This window comes from Paenibacillus silagei, from assembly GCF_017874735.1.
GTDB lineage: Bacteria > Bacillota > Bacilli > Paenibacillales > Paenibacillaceae > Paenibacillus_AQ > Paenibacillus_AQ silagei.
The window spans coordinates 1-16,642 of sequence record NZ_JAGGLV010000047.1; the positions used below are offsets into that span (position 1 = coordinate 1).

Consider the following 16,642-nt stretch of genomic DNA (forward strand, 5'->3'; position numbering starts at 1 on the left):
CCGAGCAAATGAAGAGCACAAGTGCCCCTGAAATCGCCGAAAGTGGGCCACCCGGAGCAAATGAAGAGCACAAGTGCCCCTGAAATCGCCGAAAGTGGGCCACCCGAGCAAATGAAGAGCACTTAATGCCCCTGTTTCGCCGGATTCCGCCAAAATCCGGCAACCCTTGTAGGCCGTAAGCAGGCTCATCCCCAAGCGCAGCCAGCTCTGAAAGACCGGCAATTCCGCTGCCACGCTGCAAGCAAGCGTTTTCTTTTTATGAATTTTCAGGGGGGAAGACCTATATTCTATGAATTGTAAGCGCATTCTGAAAACGTATAATTAAAGTTGTCACCAGGAGAAATGATAAGCATAAGCGATTAGCCAAAAAGGGGAGGCATAACAACATGCACAAAACGGCAAAACGTTCAGCAGCAGCCGCTGCGGCCGGTGTATTAGCACTCACACTGGCATTGACAGGCTGTGGATCAAGTAATAACACCAGCAACACAGGTACCAAGGATACCGCCACTGGAGGAAACGCCAGCCCGGCAGCAGCCGGAGACGACACGGCTCCGGTAACGTTCTCGGTATTCATGAACGGTCCCGGACAACAGCCAACGCCTGACAATAAGATTCTGAAGCTGATCAAAGACGAGACCGGAATCACCTTCAACCAGGAATTCCTGGTCGGCGACCTGCAGCAGAAGCTCGGGGTCATGATTGCCGGGGGCGATTACCCGGACATCCTGTCGGGTGACGACAAATTAATCAATGCCAAGGCATACATTCCGCTGGAGGATCTGATTGAGAAATACGCTCCCAACCTGAAGAAGCATTACGGTGCGGTCTGGAACCAGATCAAGGATGAGAGTGACGGCCACATCTACGTACTGCCAAGCTATGGCGTCTATCAAGGTAAAATTACCGAGCCAACTTATCAGGGACCAGGCTTCTGGCTGCAAAAAGGCGTGCTTGAGGAAATGGGCTACCCTACTCCCAAGACCCTGGATGAGTACTTCGATATCATTGCCAAATATAAAGAAAAACACCCGGATATGATCGGGTTCGAATCACTCAACTTCGACTGGCGCGTGTTCCCGCTGCAGAATCCCCCAGAGCATCTGTCGGGGCATCCGAATGACGGGGCCGTTATTGTAGATAACAATGTAGCACAGATTTTTGCCGACAAGGATATCTCCAAGACCTACTACAAGAAGCTTAATGATATCAACGCTCAAGGCTTGATGGATAAAGAAGCGTTCGTACAGAACTATGACCAGTATCTGGCCAAGGTTGCAAGCGGCAAGGTCATCGGGATGTTCGACCAGCACTGGAACTTCCAGGACGGCGAGAAATCCCTGATCTCCCAAGGCAAGCTGGAAAATACGTATATCGGCTTCCCTCTGCTCTATCCGGGCGCAGAAGAATGGTATCGTGACCGCGGAGCGGTCGGTACTAACCGCGGATTCGGAATTTCGATCAATGCCAAGGACCCTGTCCGCATTATCAAATTCTGGGATAAGATGATTACCGAGGATTGGCAGAAGACGCTTCAATGGGGCGTGAAAGGCGAAGATTATGAAGTGAATGCAGACGGCTCCTTCTACCGTACACCTGAGCAACGGGCCAATGCGGATCAGACCAGCTGGCAGGTTGCTAACAAAATCTCAGGGATGTTCGGTTACATGCCTAAGATTCAAGGTACGTACAGCGACGGCAACGCAGCAGATGCCGGTACACAGCCTCAGGAATTCTTCGACAGCCTGAAGCCTTACGACCAGAAGATTCTGAAGGCGTACAACAAGAAATCATGGTCCGAATTCTTCAAGGAACCAAAAGAGAACAATATCTACTTCCCTGCGTATTCCATCGTGCTTAAGGATGGTTCACCTGCACAGCTCGCACAGTCCAAACTGAATGACCTCATGATTAAGTATTTGCCGAAAGCCATTATGGCCAGCCCTGCTGAGTTCGACGGCGTGTGGCAGGATTATGTGGACAGAATCCACAAGCTGGACATCAAGGCCTATGAGGACCGGATGAATGAAGGCATTCAGCAGCGTATCGAAAAATGGAGCGTTAAATAAACCATTCATTACAGAAATAGGAGCGGGAAATGCTGTTTCCCGCTCTTCCTAAATAGGAATGCGTGAATAGGACAACGTGGAGAGAATGATTTTTACAGGAGGGAATACAACATGTCTGATGCCGTACTGGACAAACAGGTCAAAAAACAGAAGACCCGAAAAAGCAAAATCGATCCGGAAATCGGTGTGGAACTCAGCTGGAAAACACTGAAAACGCAGAAACAGCTTATTTTTATGTCCGTGCCCATTGCACTCTATCTGATTATCTTCAACTATGTTCCCATTTGGGGCTGGCTCATGGCCTTTCAGAATTACCGCCCGGCGGTGTCCTTCGGCCAGCAGGAATGGGTAGGCTTGCAGCAATTCAAGTTTTTATTCTCTGATGATACCTTTATGCTGGTGCTTCGCAATACCATTGCGATGAGTTTCATTAACCTTGTACTGGGTACGGTTACGGCTATCGGTCTGGCTCTGCTGCTGAATGAGATCAAGCTTAAGTTCTTCAAGCGCGCGGTTCAGTCGATTTCGTATTTGCCGCACTTTCTGTCCATGGTTATCGCTGCGGGGATTGTGTCCACTTCACTCTCCATCGATGGCGGGATTGTCAATGTCGTTCTAATGAAGCTTCACCTGATTAAAGATCCGATTATGTGGCTTAGTGAAGGGAAATACTTCTGGGGCATTATCGGGGCATCGAACGTGTGGAAAGAGGTGGGCTGGGGGACGATTATCTATCTGGCTGCTATTACCTCCATCGATCCTTCCCTGTACGAGGCAGCGTCCATTGACGGCGCGAAACGTTTTCAAAAGATGCGTTATATCACGCTTCCGGGAATCAAGGCTACATTCGTTATTTTGCTGATTATGAACATTGGACATATTCTGGATGCCGGCTTCGAGCTTCAATATCTGCTGGGCAACGGACTTACTGTGGACTATTCGCAAACCATTGATATCTTTGTAGTGAAGTATGGTCTGGCTATGGGTAACTACTCGCTGGCTACGGCGGCAGGGATCTTCAAAACGATTGTCAGTGTCATTCTCGTATTCATCGCAAACAATGTCGCAAAACGCCTCGGCGAAGAGCGATTACTATAGAGGAGGAAGCCCATATGAAAGCTGGGACCAAAGGTTCAAGCCGGATTGAGCCGGTTGTATTTCATACATTCAACACGATATTTATGCTCTTTGTGGTTACTGTCACGCTCTATCCGTTCCTCCAGACGCTGGCGGTATCCTTCAATGACGGCAGTGACACGCTTACCGGGGGAATCTACCTCTGGCCCCGTGTATGGACGCTGGAGAATTACCGGGCGGTCTTTATATCAGGAACGATCTATCATGCCGCATTTATCTCGGTATCCCGTACGATTATTTCAACGGTGCTTGGTGTTTTCCTTACTACGATGCTGGCGTATGCACTGGCGCAGCCGCAATATATTTTCCGCAAAAAGATCGGCCTGCTGTTCATTCTGACCATGTATTTCAATGCCGGGCTGATTCCGAACTACTTCTTGATCAAGAATATGGGCCTGTTGCATAACTTCATGGTCTATATCCTGCCGAGTCTGGTCAGCGCGTTCAACCTGATTATCATGCGGACGTATATCCGCGGGCTTCCGTTCAGCCTTACCGAATCAGCGAAGATTGACGGAGCAGGTGAATTCAGGATTTTCTGGAAAATCATCTTCCCGCTCTGTACGCCTGTCCTGGCAACCGTCGCACTGTTCATCGCGGTAGGCTCATGGAATTCCTGGTTTGACACATTCCTCTATGCCTCCTCGGATATCAAGCTCAGCACGCTGCAATACGAAATGATGAAGATGCTTGGCTCGATTATGAGTGCGAACAATGATCCGTCGATGCTTGCGGGAGGCCAGAACAATCAGGTCCAGTCGCTGGTTACGCCAGCCTCCATGCGTTCAGCCATTACGATCGTTACAGCGGTTCCGATTCTGTTCGTCTACCCTTTCTTGCAGAAGTATTTCGTGGTAGGATTGAACCTAGGTAGCGTAAAAGAGTAATTGTCAATACGTATTATAGTAAGAAAAATATGTATACTATAACCGTTTCGGGTGCAGCCGAAGCGGTTTCTCCTGTTCAACAGTGGTGAGCCAGCAGATCATAAAAAAACTAGAACAAAGATGGTGATTCCATGCTTAAGGTACTGTTTGCCGACGATGAGCCGATTATGCTGGAGGGGCTGCGCTTTCTGGTGGACTGGAAGGCACTCAACTATGAAGTATGCGGCGAGGCGCTGGACGGGGAGGATGCGCTGCAGCTCATTCACAGCACCCGTCCTGATCTGGTCATCACCGATGTGCGCATGCCGGTCATCGATGGCCTTGAGCTCATTCGAAGAGCCTCAGAAGGCGATTGCCGCCCGAAGTTTATTATTTTTAGCGGCTATGCTGACTTTGAGTATGCCAAGCGGGCTCTGAAATACGGAGTCTCCAACTACTTGACCAAGCCTCTGGATGAAAAGGAGCTGACGGAGGCGCTGCATACAGTAACCGAACAGATTCTTAAAGAACACAAGGCATCCTCACGGCGTGACGCGCTCTCGGCTCTGATGCAGGAGGATACGGTATCCCGGCTCCTGATGCGGGAGAATTCGGAGGAGGAGCGGGAGAAGGGGCTGAATATGCTTGGGATCGGCCCTGCCTCGCGGCTATGCTGTGTCCTGGTCCATGGAGCCGCACCGGACAGCCTGCAAATGCGCAAGCAGGTCGCCGCCATGAGCGGCAAGGAGCCGCTGCGCAGCATTTCAGTCTATCCGTTCACCGCAGGCAGCGGGAAGCACGGGTATCTGCTGGTGTCACCGCAGGAAGGGCCGGCGCTCGACCGGACACTGCTTACCCGGTGGATGGAGGAGATGCGGCCGCTGTACACCACGCCGGTCTTTTTCGCGGCAAGTCTCCAGCATCAGGGCAAGGAGGCCTTGAATACGGCATACCGTGAGGCGCTGGCTGCTGAGCTGTGCAGGCACGATACCACGGGGAGCGAGGCCGCCGGCTTCTTCGAGAAGCAGGAGAAGTCGCAGATGGCCATGCTTCCGGCAGAGCTGAGACGATCGCTGCTGCAATCCGTCACCGAAGGGAAGGTAGAGCATCTCACGGATCAGCTTGGCGAGGTGTTCAAGATCTTCTCGGCGGAGGTGGCTTCCAGCTCCTGGATCGACGCTTTTCTGGCCAATGTCAAAGCTGAGCTGCTACGTGAAATTACCGCCAGAGGGGGAGACTATGCGCAGTGGGTGCAGAAATGGTTCCCGTCACGGCATACAGCCAATTGCCTGCCGCTGCTTGAGCGTCAGATAGAGGAGGAGCTGTGTGAGGCTGCAGAGTGGTTCGCAGCGGCTGCGGACGGCAGGGCGGAGGATCAAATTGTGGCCGCAGCGATCGAGTATGTCCGCGGGCATTATCAGGAGAAGCTGAAGCTACAGGATATTGCGGGGCACCTGCATGTGAACTCGGCCTACCTGGGACAACGGTTCAAGAAATATTACGGCAGCTCCTTTAACGATTATCTCCATGAATTCCGCATTGAAGAGGCGAAGAAGCTGCTTCGCCGGACCGATATGGGTATTTCCGATATTTCAAGCAGAGTGGGCTATTCAGACGCCGATGTGTTCGCCGCCAAGTTCAAGGCGCTTAACGGAGTTACACCTTCCGTGTACAAGAAAAGTTAATTCATGAGGAAGGAGGGGGCGTGCATGAAGAATAACCGGAAGCCATCTGCCTTCATCAATGATATTCCGCTTAAATACAAGTTTTTGTTTATCTACTTACTGTGTGTACTCGTCCCCATACTTAGCATCAATGCCCTCTTTTATGTGCAGATCAGCCGTAATGTGGAGGCACGGGAGAGGGAGAATCTGGAGATTTCGGTAGACCGGGTGGCCTATGACCTGATGCAGATCGTGAACGAATGCTTGGCGATCAGCAATACGGTGGCTGCGGACCGGCCTTACATGGAGATGATGGATTACGCCTACCCGGATAATGAGGCTTATTATGATGCCTATAATGATTCTCTGAAGGATAAGCTGCGGCAGTACAGCACGCTCCACTCCTATATTTCGTGGATGGGCATATACACCTCTAATCCGACCATCCAGAACGGCAACAGCTACTTCATTCTTTCGTACGCGGATAAGCAGAGTGAATGGTACCGCAAAATCTCAAGCAGCACAGGTAAGGTGCTGCTCACTTCTTATCAGGGAACCGACCCGCTGAATCCGCCGCAGCAGGAGGTGCTGGTCAGCCTGATCCGCAAGCTGGATAACTTCACGGGCCAGCCCTACACGAAATATCTGAGGATTGATCTGCGGCTGAACAATGTACAGGAGCTGTTCCAGAAGGAGCGTGACTATCTGGATTTCAAGCTGCTGGACGAGAAGAACCGGGTTGTGCTGGACTCGAACCGTTCCTTCTCCTCGCTGGATGCGAGTGCCTTGCTGAATGTGGACACCAGTATTGACCAGCCTTCCAAGCAGATTGTCCGGGCGCTTAGCAGTGCGGCCTATACCAAGGGCTGGCGGCTGGTCGGAACGCCGGAAGGGCGTAAGATCAGCCATGAGATGGACCGTGCGCTCAGGAACTCGCTGATTCTGGTTCTGCTGACGATCATCCTTCCCACTCTGCTCATGATTGTGATTATACGCTCCTACAATCTGCGGGTACGGCTGCTCTACAAGCATATGAAGCTGGTCAAATATGAACAATTCGAGAGCATTGATATGTATGAGGGGAAGGATGAGATCGGAGGTCTGATCCGCAGCTTCAATCTGATGACCGGCAAAATCCGCAATCTGATCAATGATGTCTACAAGCTGGAGATCCAGAAGAAGGATCTGGAGCTGGAACGGGTGCGGGCAGAGCTGAAATATCTGGAGAGTCAGGTAGACCCTCATTTCCTTTTTAATACGCTGAATGCGATCCTGGTCATCTGTAAGAAGTATAAATATGAGCAGGTTACCGATGTCATTAGGAATCTGGCCCTGATTATGCGCAGGCTGCTGAGCTGGAAGGATGATCTGATTACGGTGGAGGAGGAGGTATCCTTCATCGAGATGTATCTGCAGATTGAGAAGTTCCGCTTCCAGAACCGCTTCTCTTATGTGCTGGATATTGCGCCTGAGGTGCTGAACTGCCGCATTCCCAAGATGAGTATACAGGCTCTGGTGGAGAATTCCTGCAAGCATGGCCTGCAATCGGTCAAATGGGCAAGGGAAATTCACGTGTCCGCTTCACGGAATGAGACAGGTCTGCTGATTGTGGTGACTGATAATGGCAAAGGAATCGAGAAGGAGAAGCTGGAATGGATCAAATCTCATCTGGAGACAGAAGAGGATACGGGACAGAATGTTGGCCTCCGCAATGTGTATAAACGCCTCATGCTGTACTATAACGGCAGAGCCGAATTCAGTATTGAGAGCACCGAATACGAACGTACGGTCATTACTATCCAGATTCCCGAGGATTTGAGTCTGGTTCCGATGGGGGAGGGAGCTCATGTATAAAGTAGTGCTCGCAGATGATGAGACCATTGCCTTAGAGGGGCTGCGGACGCTGACCGACTGGGAGGAACTGGGCTTCGAGGTATGCGGCGCCTGTGAGAACGGGGAGGAAGCACTGGCTGCCGTTATCCGCAGCTCGCCGGATCTTGTGATTACGGATATCCGCATGCCCGAGATTGACGGGCTTGAGCTGATCCGGCGCGTACGCAGCCTTGATATGGAGCAGCCGGTCTTCATTGTGCTCAGCGGCTACGGCGAATTTGAATATGCCAGAACAGCCATCCGTTACGGGGTAAGGCATTACCTGCTGAAGCCGGTTATGGATGCGGAATGGGATAAGGTGCTTACGGACATTACGGATGAGCTGGAGCTGCGCCTTAAGCAGACGATGCAGCAGAGTATGCTGTCCAGCCGTCTGCTGCCGCTTGCCATTGCGCGCATGCTTGAGGGGCACTGGGCAGAGCCGGATGAGGAAGCTGCTGAGCAGATGGACCGCCTGGATGAGGCGGCCACTGGGTGGACGTATGTGCATGTGGAGGGCAATAGCAGCCGGATTACGGAGCTGTGCCGGGAGCTTGCCGGACCGGCCGGTGCGATGCTCATTGATCTGCCCGGGGATCAGGCCGGGCTGGTCGTGGAGAGCTCGGGGGGGGCGGCGGCAGGGCTGGCGGAGCAGCTATACGCCGGGCTGACCCGCAGCGGAGTAAAGGGCTCGGTCAGCATCGGGCCAAGTGTGCGGTCCCTCCGCGAGCTGCCGGTCTCCTACCGCGAAGCGGCAGACGCTGCGGCCCGCCACTACTTCTATTCGGACGGGTGCGGTCCCGTGGATTCGGCCAGTGAAGCCGAGGGCCAGGTTAATTACACGCTGCCTTCCGCAGAGCTGATTGAGGAGATCATCAGCGCAGTGGAGCGGCTGCATGAGCATAAGGCTGCGGAGAAGCTGGGCGAATTATTCCGCGGGTTCAAGGAGAACCGGACAGATCCGGGAGTCGTCCAGATGACGGGTATGGATATCATGCTGCGGAGCATGGAGCTGCTGAAGGAATTTGGAGGCGCGGACGATCAGTGGATCGGCACGCTTGATTTTTTCAGAACCGAGCCGAGGTCCCTGGAAGCTCTGCAGGTCACCCTGGAGACAGCGCTCTCCACCAGTATGAACTATATCCGCCAGCACAAGGAGCGTAACTCCGAGCACCCGCTGACCCGCGTGGAATGCTTCCTGCGGGATCATTATCCGGAGCATCTGACGGTGAAAGAGATTGCAGAGCATTTCTATATCAATCCGGTGTATCTGGGCCAGGCCTTCATCAAAAAGCACGGCATCAGCATTCTGGAGTACATTCATAATTTGCGGATCGAAGCAGCCAAGAAGCGGCTGATCGACACTCAGGACACGGTCAGAAGCATTGTGGAGAGCGTCGGTTACGTACACTATCACCATTTCTTAAGAGAGTTCGAGAAACGGACGGCGCTGAAGCCCGTTCAGTTCCGGGCACAGGCCCAATCTGAACAAGGCTAGGGTATCCATTTATTTATTAGGGTCCAAGTCTTTACTATGGTGATGGTAAACGCATTCAAATACGTTATGATAGAGATAGCTGTCCAAAAATTGCTATTCAATGGAGGTTAGAAAAGATGAAGCAAGCCAGCAGCGAAATTCCTGCATTACATGAGATGTTCCGGGAGGCCTTTAAAATAGGGGCTGCCGTCAGTACTGGCATTATAGCTGCCCAGGGTTCTTTTATTGCCAAGCATTACAACAGCATTACAGCCGAGAATGAAATGAAGCCGGTAGAGGTTCAGCCGGAGGAAGGGAGCTATTCCTTCGAGGCTGCGGACGGTATCTTCGAATTCGCAGAGTCGCGCGGGATCGGTGTCCGGGGGCATACGCTTCTGTGGCATAACCAGACCGGAGACTGGATGTTCAAGGATGCGGAAGGCGGAGCCTGCAGCAGAGAGCAGCTGCTTGCCCGCCTGCAGACCCACATTAACACGGTAGTGGGCCGTTACCGGGGACGGGCCTATGCCTGGGATGTAGTGAATGAAGCGATTGAGGATAAAACAGACCAGTATCTGCGGGATACGCGGTGGCTTGAGATCATCGGCGAGGATTATCTCCGTCAGGCCTTTGAAATGGCACATCAGGCAGATCCTGATGCGCTGTTGTTCTACAACGACTATAATGAGACCGATCCTGTCAAAAGCGGAAAAATCTACAAGCTCGTGCGCAGCCTGCTGGATCAGAATACGCCGATTCACGGGATCGGAATGCAGGGACATTGGAATATCTACGGCCCTTCCATTGAGGAAATCCGCAGTGCACTTAAGCTCTACGCGTCGCTGGGGCTTAAGATCCATATTACCGAGCTGGACCTCTCCGTGTTCCGTCATGATGACAAGCGCACGGATTTGAAAGCGCCAACAGCCGAAATGCTGAAGCTTCAGGAGGAGCGTTATGCCGAGATCTTCGCTCTTCTGCTGGAATTCAGAGACTCCATTGACTCGGTGACCTTCTGGGGCGTGGCCGATGACTACACCTGGCTGGACGGCTTCCCCGTCCGGGGACGCAAGAACTGGCCGTTCCTGTTCGATGAGCAGAAGCAGCCGAAGGCTTCATTCGCCCGGCTGGCCGAGCTGGCGGCTTCGCAATCTTAATATTCGTCCCAAGCTGAACACCATATCATATCTGGAGGGAATCCAATGACAACTCAATTGAAGCAGGCTGCCGGCAAGGTACAGCCAAATGGCAATCCGCTGGTGGCACACAGATACGGAGCCGATCCTTATGCCCTGGTATTCGGGGACAGAGTCTATCTGTACATGACCAATGATGCGCTGGAGTATGATGAGAACGGTGTGGTGAAGGAGAACTCCTACAGCAGCATTAATACGATTACCGTAATCTCGTCCGCTGACCTGGTGAACTGGACCGATCATGGTCCGATAGCTGTAGCCGGACCGGAGGGTGCAGCGAAATGGGCAACCCAGTCCTGGGCACCGGCAGCACTTCATACCGTAATTGACGGTAAGGACAAGTTCTTCCTCTACTTCGCCAATAATGCCAGCGGCATCGGCGTTCTGTCGAGTGACAGTCCGGTGGGTCCATGGGTGGACCCGATCGGGGAGGCACTGATTTTGCGCTCCACTCCTGGGGTAGAGGATGTGACCTGGCTGTTCGACCCGGCAGTGCTGTTGGACGACGACGGCAAGGGGTATATCTACTTCGGAGGCGGCGTTCCGGAAGGACAGTTCGCCGAGCCGGGCACAGCACGGGTAATGCCGCTGGGTGAGGACATGACCAGTGTGGCGGGTACAGCGGCAGTGATTCCGGCCCCGTTCATGTTCGAGGATGCCGGAATCCATAAGTGGAACGGAGTCTACTATTATACCTACTGCTCGAACTTTTATGACGGGCAGCGGCCGGAAGGAAGCCCTCCTGCGGGAGAGATCGCTTATATGACGAGCAGCAGCCCAATGGGTCCATGGACTTATCAGGGGACGATCCTGAAGAATCCGGGACATTTCTTCGGCGTATCCGGGAATAACCATCATGCGGTCTTCCAGTTCCATGACAGCTGGTATATAGCTTATCACGCCCAGACCTTGTCCAAGGCCCAAGGGATTGCGAACGGCTACCGCTCCACCCATCTTAACCGCCTGACCCATCATGAGGACGGGTCCATTCCCGAGATTCATGCGGATTACGAAGGTGTGCAGCAGCTTGCAATGTTGAACCCGTATGAACGGATTCCGGCGGCAACGATGGGCTGGAGCGCAGGGGTGAAGACAGAATACCTGGCCGAGGGCGGAGTTCAGGCGGTCACGGATGTGGAGCAGGGCGGCTGGATCGGACTTTCCGGGGTAGACTTCGGCAGCGGAGCTGAGTCGTTCCAAGTCTCGGTCCTGAGCCTGGAAGCGGGCGGCGTGCTGGAGCTGCATTTGGATGAGCTTGCGGGTCCGGTTATCGGCAGACTGACGGTTCCGGCGGCGGACGGCTCGCAGGAATGGGTAGAATTGAAGACAGAGGTCCAGGGAGCAGAGGGAGTTCACAACCTCTATCTGGTGTTCACAGGAGAGAGCAATAAGAGCCTGTTCAAGCTGGCCGCTTGGCAGTTCACTGCGCAAGGTCACTAACTTCAAGGGGGCAGAACATTGAATACAGCCAGAATTACCAATCCAGTGATATGGGCAGATGTCCCGGATGTGGATGTCATCCGGGTCGGCCCTGTGTTCTATATGGTCAGCACCAGCATGCACTCTATGCCGGGCTGCCCGATTATGAAATCGGTGAATCTGAAGGACTGGGAGATTGTCAGTTACGTCTTTGATACCTTCGAGGACACTCCGGCCTTCAGGCTGGAGGACGGCGAAGGCATTTACGGCGGCGGTTCCTGGGCTGCCTCGCTGCGGTGCAAGAACGGAATCTATTACGTATGCTTCTCCTCCAATGACACGGACCGGTTCTATATCTACCAGACCCGTGATATTGAGCACGGACCGTGGGAGCGTTCGGTCATCCCGGACCTGCACCATGACCCGGCGCTGCTGCTGGATGATGACGGGCGCAACTATGTAATCTACGGGAACGGGGACATCCGCATCCGGGAGCTGAATGAGGACCTTACAGGTTGGATGCGCTTCGGAACGGAGCAACTGCTGCTGGAAGGCGAGCGGCAGGGCATTATGCTGCGGATGGAGGGCTGTCACGCCCATAAGCGGGGCGGGTATTATTACCTGTTCTTCATCGAATGGCCTGCAGAGGGCAACATGCGCAGACGCCAGCTGTGCTACCGGTCCCGGGAGCTGCTGGGTCCGTATGAGCGCAGGGTTATTCTGGACGATAACCTGGGCTACGAGAATCGAGGTGTAGCGCAAGGCGGGCTGGTCGATACTGAGGACAGCGACTGGTACGCTGTGCTGTTCCAGGATCACGGGGCGGTTGGACGCGTTCCCTGCGTATTCCCCGTGAGCTGGGAGAACGACTGGCCGGTGATCGGAGAGGGCGGCAAGGCTCCGCTGGCCTTCGAGACGAAGCTTCCCGCCGGGGAGCCGAATGCGCTTGTAATCAGCGATGAGTTCGAGTATACGGAGAACCGGCTGGCGCTCCAGTGGCAATGGAACCATAATCCCGATAACGGGCTATGGTCGGTTACCGAGCGGCCGGGCTGTCTGCGGCTGCGTACAGGCAAGGCAGCTGATAGTGTCGTAACGGCGCGCAATACGCTGACCCAGCGGACGGAGGGTCCGGCGTGCAGTGCCGAGACGCTGCTGTATCTGGGCGGCATGAACGAAGGGGACCGGGCCGGCATGGTTGCTCTCCAGTCCGGGTACGGCACGGTTGAGGTGACCGCCGGAGAGCAGGGACAGTTCACCGTGGAGATGTGTATCCAGGGTGACGATGGCGTTGAAGTGGTGGAGAGTATCCCATTCACGGGTGAGCGTATCTCCCTCAGGATTGATTTCAACTTCAAGGATGGTGTGGACGAGGCCCGGTTCTTCTACTCACAAGGCGGGGAGGTCTGGCATTCCATCGGGCAGACGCTGCATATGGAATATTCGCTGGATCATTTCATGGGCTACCGGATCGGCTTGTTCAATTATGCGACCCGGCAGACCGGCGGCTATGCCGATTTCGATTATTTCCGTTATCACAGAGAGGATTAAGCCCGGGTCTGGAAATGGGAAGCATATTCGCTGGGTGTCATCGATGTATGCTGTTTGAATATTCTTCCGAAATACGTCAGGCCCGTAAATCCGACCCGGAAGGCCACCTCCTGAATCGAATGCCGGCGAAGCTGGAGCAGGCGGCTGGCCTCATGCACCCGCAGCATGTTCACATATTCGATTAAGGTCTTGCCGGTATTCTTTTTGAACAGATGGCAAAAGTAGTTGGGGGTCACACAGCAGATCCGTGCGGCCTCCTCCACAGTCAGCGGTTCATGGAAATGGTTGCTAAGGTGAATCAGCAGGGGCTGGATGCCCGTCTCCTGCCGGTCTCTTTTGGAAGGCGGTGCTGTGAACTCTGCCAGGGGATAAGCTAGACCCAGGGAAGAGAACAGGCCGCCTTTGATACATAATTCATACCCGGGGCTCTTGCTCTGGTAGCTGTAAATAATCTGTTCAATGCATCCTCTGATCTGGCGGGTAACCGGCTGGTCCGCCCCATAGAAGGCGGGCAGCCGGATCTCACCGGAGAGGAGCGGCCGGATATGCTGAAGCTCAGTCAGGTCCCGTATACCGTTCAGCAGCGCTTCGTTGTAGACAACCGCATACAGCTCACTGCCATCCTCTGTCGGGTAGGCCGCATGAATCTGCGGACGGCTGACGAAGGCAAGCTCACCCTGCACCAGCTCTCTGGAGTGGGGGCCGACCTGGACGCGGAAGCGGCCCTTGGTCACGAGAATCCATTCGAGATGGTCATGCCAGTGAGGCGGAATAATACTGCGGTCCGGAAAGCAGATATGAAATACATTGATGGGAAACAGGCCCTCGGGAATTTCCGTGTGCTCTTTTTTCCATGGATACGGCTTGTCCTCGAACGCTCCACTCATCTTATTCCCTCCACACAATCGTAATATCGTATGATAGATGCGTACTTTTATGTATAGTATAGCGGCTTTGCACTCTTTATAATGTGGTTGCAACCTTATTATAGAACTGTTGGAGGGATCGCGCTATGTTTCGTGAAGAGAATGGCAGACTAATCAGAGAATATGACCATGAGAGAGTCTGGATAGAGCCTTGGGGAGAGCATTCGCTGCGTATCCGGGCTTCGTATGCGGAGATTACCGATGAGCAGTGGGCACTTCTGCCTGCTGTGCAGACGCTGAGTCATATATCAATTACCCCAGAACGTGCGACGATTGTGAACGGGAATATCCGGGCGGAAATAACAGATAAGGGACAGATCTTCTTCTACAACCAGCATGGCAAGCTGCTTCTTAACGAGACGGAGGATACCTATCAGTTAAAATACGGGGGCAGAGAGCTAAGCGCCATCCCCGGCAGCAGTGACTTCTCCGTGAAGCTCCGGCTGGAGGCGGACCCGCTAGAGAAGCTGTATGGCATGGGGCAGTATCAGCACTCTTTCCTGAACCTGAAGGGCTGCTCGCTGGAGCTGACCCACCGCAACAGCCAGATTAGCATTCCGTTCGTGCTGTCCAGCGCGGGTTACGGGTTCCTGTGGCATAATCCGGCGATCGGACAGGCGCATTTCAGCCTGAATGTGACCGAATGGACAGCCCCGTCCACCAAGCAGCTGGATTATTGGATCACCGCCGGTGACTCGCCTGCCGAGATCGAGGAGGCATATGCCAAGGCTACGGGAACCGTGCCGATGATGCCGGAGTATGGCATGGGGTTCTGGCAATGCAAGCTCCGCTACCGTACGCAGGAGGAATTGCTGGAGGTAGCGAGGGAGCATAAACGGCGGGGTCTGCCGATCGACGTCATCGTCATTGATTTCTTCCACTGGACGAATCAGGGGGACTGGCGGTTTGACCCGGAATATTGGCCCGATCCTGAGGCGATGGTGCAGGAGCTGCAGGAGCTGGGCATTGAGCTGATGGTCTCGGTCTGGCCGACGGTCCAGACGGAGAGCGAGAATTATAAGGAGATGCTGGAAAAAGGGTACCTGTTGCGCACGGACCGCGGGGTGCGGACGCAATTCCAGTTCCTCGGCCAGAATGCGATCTTCGATGCGACGAATCCGGAGGCCCGCAAGTTCCTGTGGGGACTGATTAAGCAGAATTATTATGATAAAGGGATCAAGGTCTTCTGGCTCGATGAGGCGGAGCCGGAGCTGACGGTCTACGACCATGATATCTACCGTTATCATATCGGCTCGAGCAAGCAGATCGGCAATATTTACCCCATGAAATACAGCCAGACCTTCTATGACGGCATGGCGGCTGAAGGCCAGGAGAATATCATCAATCTGGTCCGTACTGCCTGGGCGGGCAGTCAGCGCTACGGGGCGCTCGTATGGTCCGGAGATATTCACTCCAGCTTCAAGGTGCTCAGCATTCAGGTGCGGGCCGGACTGAATATGGCTGTGGCCGGGATTCCATGGTGGACCACCGACATCGGCGGCTTCCACGGGGGCAATCCGGCAGATGCCTCCTTCCGGGAGCTGATGGTCCGCTGGTTCCAGTACGGCGCATTCTCTCCGGTATTCAGGCTGCACGGGGACCGTTCCCCTTTTGTTCAGCCCACCGGAACGCGGGGCGGGGGCGTATGCGGAAGCGGCTCGGATAATGAAGTGTGGAGCTACGGGGATGAGGCGTATGTCATCTTCAAGGAGTTCATGCAGATGCGGGAGCGGCTGAAGCCGTATATCCGCGGGCTGATGCAGGCGGCACATGAGAAGGGCACGCCGCCTATGCGTCCATTGTTCTATGATTTCCCTCAGGACCCGGTGGCCTGGGATATCGAGGACCAGTATATGTTCGGTCCCGACCTGCTGGTCGCCCCGGTGCTGGGCGAGGGTGAACGGGCGCGTAAGGTGTACCTGCCGTCCGGCTCAGAGTGGACTCATGTCTATACCGGCACTGCCTATGCTGGCGGACAGGCTATTATGGTCGATGCGCCGCTTACGCAGATTCCGCTGTTTGTGCGGGACGGTGCCGTGTTGCCGTTGCTTGGCGGGGCGGAGGAGTAAGTAACTCCTCACATGCTTACAACTGTATAAGTTAAACAGAGCAGCGATTCTCCAGGTAGTTAGTGGAGGGTCGCTGCTCTGTTATGTGGGCCGAATGTATGCGAAAAATCGAACACAATGGGCGGCGTGGGGCGTGAGAGCGGAATGTAATCGAAAAACCGAACATATTGGGCAGCGCGAGTGCGTATGGGCCGAATGTATGCGGAAAACCGAACACATTGGGCCGGCGTGGGGCGTGAGAGCGGAATGTAATCGAAAAACCGATTACATTGGGCTAGGCGGAGGCGCGAGGATGGAATGAAATCGAAAAACCGATCACATTGCGACCAGGGACGGTGCGTAGAGCAAATGTAATCGAAAAACAGGCATGACAAGACAGAGGCCTTGTCACCCCCA

At 54.0% G+C, this 16,642-nt stretch carries 11 protein-coding genes; 10 read left to right on the forward strand and 1 reads right to left on the reverse strand.

Annotation, left to right across the window (positions count from 1 at the left end; all coding sequences use genetic code 11):
• Positions 1-386: 386 nt before the first annotated feature.
• The 9 genes from J2Z70_RS32900 (at position 387) to J2Z70_RS32940 (ending at position 13,251) form a co-directional block, all read left to right on the forward strand.
• Complete coding sequence (locus J2Z70_RS32900; protein WP_036724956.1) at positions 387-2,069, forward strand: type 2 periplasmic-binding domain-containing protein; 1,683 nt, start codon at positions 387-389, stop codon at positions 2,067-2,069.
• 111 nt (positions 2,070-2,180) lie between these two features.
• Positions 2,181-3,167 carry an ABC transporter permease gene (locus tag J2Z70_RS32905; RefSeq protein WP_036693453.1) on the forward strand — a complete coding sequence of 329 codons (987 nt, stop codon included), beginning with the start codon at positions 2,181-2,183 and terminating at the stop codon, positions 3,165-3,167.
• 14 nt (positions 3,168-3,181) lie between these two features.
• Positions 3,182-4,093 carry a carbohydrate ABC transporter permease gene (locus J2Z70_RS32910; protein ID WP_036724944.1) on the forward strand — a complete coding sequence of 304 codons (912 nt, stop codon included), beginning with the start codon at positions 3,182-3,184 and terminating at the stop codon, positions 4,091-4,093.
• 131 nt (positions 4,094-4,224) lie between these two features.
• Positions 4,225-5,757 carry a response regulator transcription factor gene (locus tag J2Z70_RS32915; RefSeq protein WP_209880069.1) on the forward strand — a complete coding sequence of 511 codons (1,533 nt, stop codon included), beginning with the start codon at positions 4,225-4,227 and terminating at the stop codon, positions 5,755-5,757.
• 24 nt (positions 5,758-5,781) lie between these two features.
• Positions 5,782-7,590: a sensor histidine kinase gene (locus tag J2Z70_RS32920; RefSeq protein ID WP_209880072.1), complete on the forward strand. Its 1,809-nt coding sequence runs from the start codon at positions 5,782-5,784 to the stop codon at positions 7,588-7,590.
• The gene (locus J2Z70_RS32925) at positions 7,583-9,106 is read left to right on the forward strand and encodes a response regulator (RefSeq protein ID WP_209880075.1); all 1,524 of its coding nucleotides are present in this window, start codon (positions 7,583-7,585) and stop codon (positions 9,104-9,106) included. Before J2Z70_RS32920 ends, J2Z70_RS32925 begins: the two co-directional genes overlap by 8 nt.
• 116 nt (positions 9,107-9,222) lie before the next feature.
• Complete coding sequence (locus J2Z70_RS32930) at positions 9,223-10,242, forward strand: endo-1,4-beta-xylanase (protein WP_209880078.1); 1,020 nt, start codon at positions 9,223-9,225, stop codon at positions 10,240-10,242.
• Positions 10,243-10,287: 45 nt separating this feature from the next.
• Positions 10,288-11,721, forward strand: a complete 1,434-nt coding sequence (locus J2Z70_RS32935) for a glycoside hydrolase family 43 protein (protein ID WP_209880080.1) — start codon at positions 10,288-10,290, stop codon at positions 11,719-11,721.
• Between the two features lie 18 nt (positions 11,722-11,739).
• Entirely contained in the window at positions 11,740-13,251 is a 1,512-nt protein-coding gene (locus J2Z70_RS32940) for a glycoside hydrolase family 43 protein (protein ID WP_209880083.1), read from the forward strand.
• Here the strand turns inward: J2Z70_RS32940 and J2Z70_RS32945 are convergent.
• Positions 13,248-14,138 carry a helix-turn-helix transcriptional regulator gene (locus J2Z70_RS32945; protein ID WP_036724938.1) on the reverse strand — a complete coding sequence of 297 codons (891 nt, stop codon included), beginning with the start codon at positions 14,136-14,138 and terminating at the stop codon, positions 13,248-13,250. The genes J2Z70_RS32940 and J2Z70_RS32945 overlap by 4 nt on opposite strands.
• Before the next feature lie 125 nt (positions 14,139-14,263).
• On the opposite strand from J2Z70_RS32945, the gene J2Z70_RS32950 reads away from it, so the two are divergent.
• Complete coding sequence (locus J2Z70_RS32950; protein ID WP_209880086.1) at positions 14,264-16,246, forward strand: glycoside hydrolase family 31 protein; 1,983 nt, start codon at positions 14,264-14,266, stop codon at positions 16,244-16,246.
• The last annotated feature ends 396 nt before the right edge of the window (positions 16,247-16,642 follow it).

Coding starts and splice junctions, on each gene's coding strand:
- J2Z70_RS32920 (WP_209880072.1), top strand. CDS start 5,782: ATGAAGAATAACCGGAAGCCATCTGCCTTCATCAATGATATTCCGCTT.
- J2Z70_RS32935 (WP_209880080.1), top strand. CDS start 10,288: ATGACAACTCAATTGAAGCAGGCTGCCGGCAAGGTACAGCCAAATGGC.
- J2Z70_RS32925 (WP_209880075.1), top strand. CDS start 7,583: ATGTATAAAGTAGTGCTCGCAGATGATGAGACCATTGCCTTAGAGGGG.
- J2Z70_RS32945 (WP_036724938.1), bottom strand. CDS start 14,138: ATGAGTGGAGCGTTCGAGGACAAGCCGTATCCATGGAAAAAAGAGCAC.
- J2Z70_RS32915 (WP_209880069.1), top strand. CDS start 4,225: ATGCTTAAGGTACTGTTTGCCGACGATGAGCCGATTATGCTGGAGGGG.
- J2Z70_RS32905 (WP_036693453.1), top strand. CDS start 2,181: ATGTCTGATGCCGTACTGGACAAACAGGTCAAAAAACAGAAGACCCGA.
- J2Z70_RS32910 (WP_036724944.1), top strand. CDS start 3,182: ATGAAAGCTGGGACCAAAGGTTCAAGCCGGATTGAGCCGGTTGTATTT.
- J2Z70_RS32930 (WP_209880078.1), top strand. CDS start 9,223: ATGAAGCAAGCCAGCAGCGAAATTCCTGCATTACATGAGATGTTCCGG.
- J2Z70_RS32950 (WP_209880086.1), top strand. CDS start 14,264: ATGTTTCGTGAAGAGAATGGCAGACTAATCAGAGAATATGACCATGAG.
- J2Z70_RS32900 (WP_036724956.1), top strand. CDS start 387: ATGCACAAAACGGCAAAACGTTCAGCAGCAGCCGCTGCGGCCGGTGTA.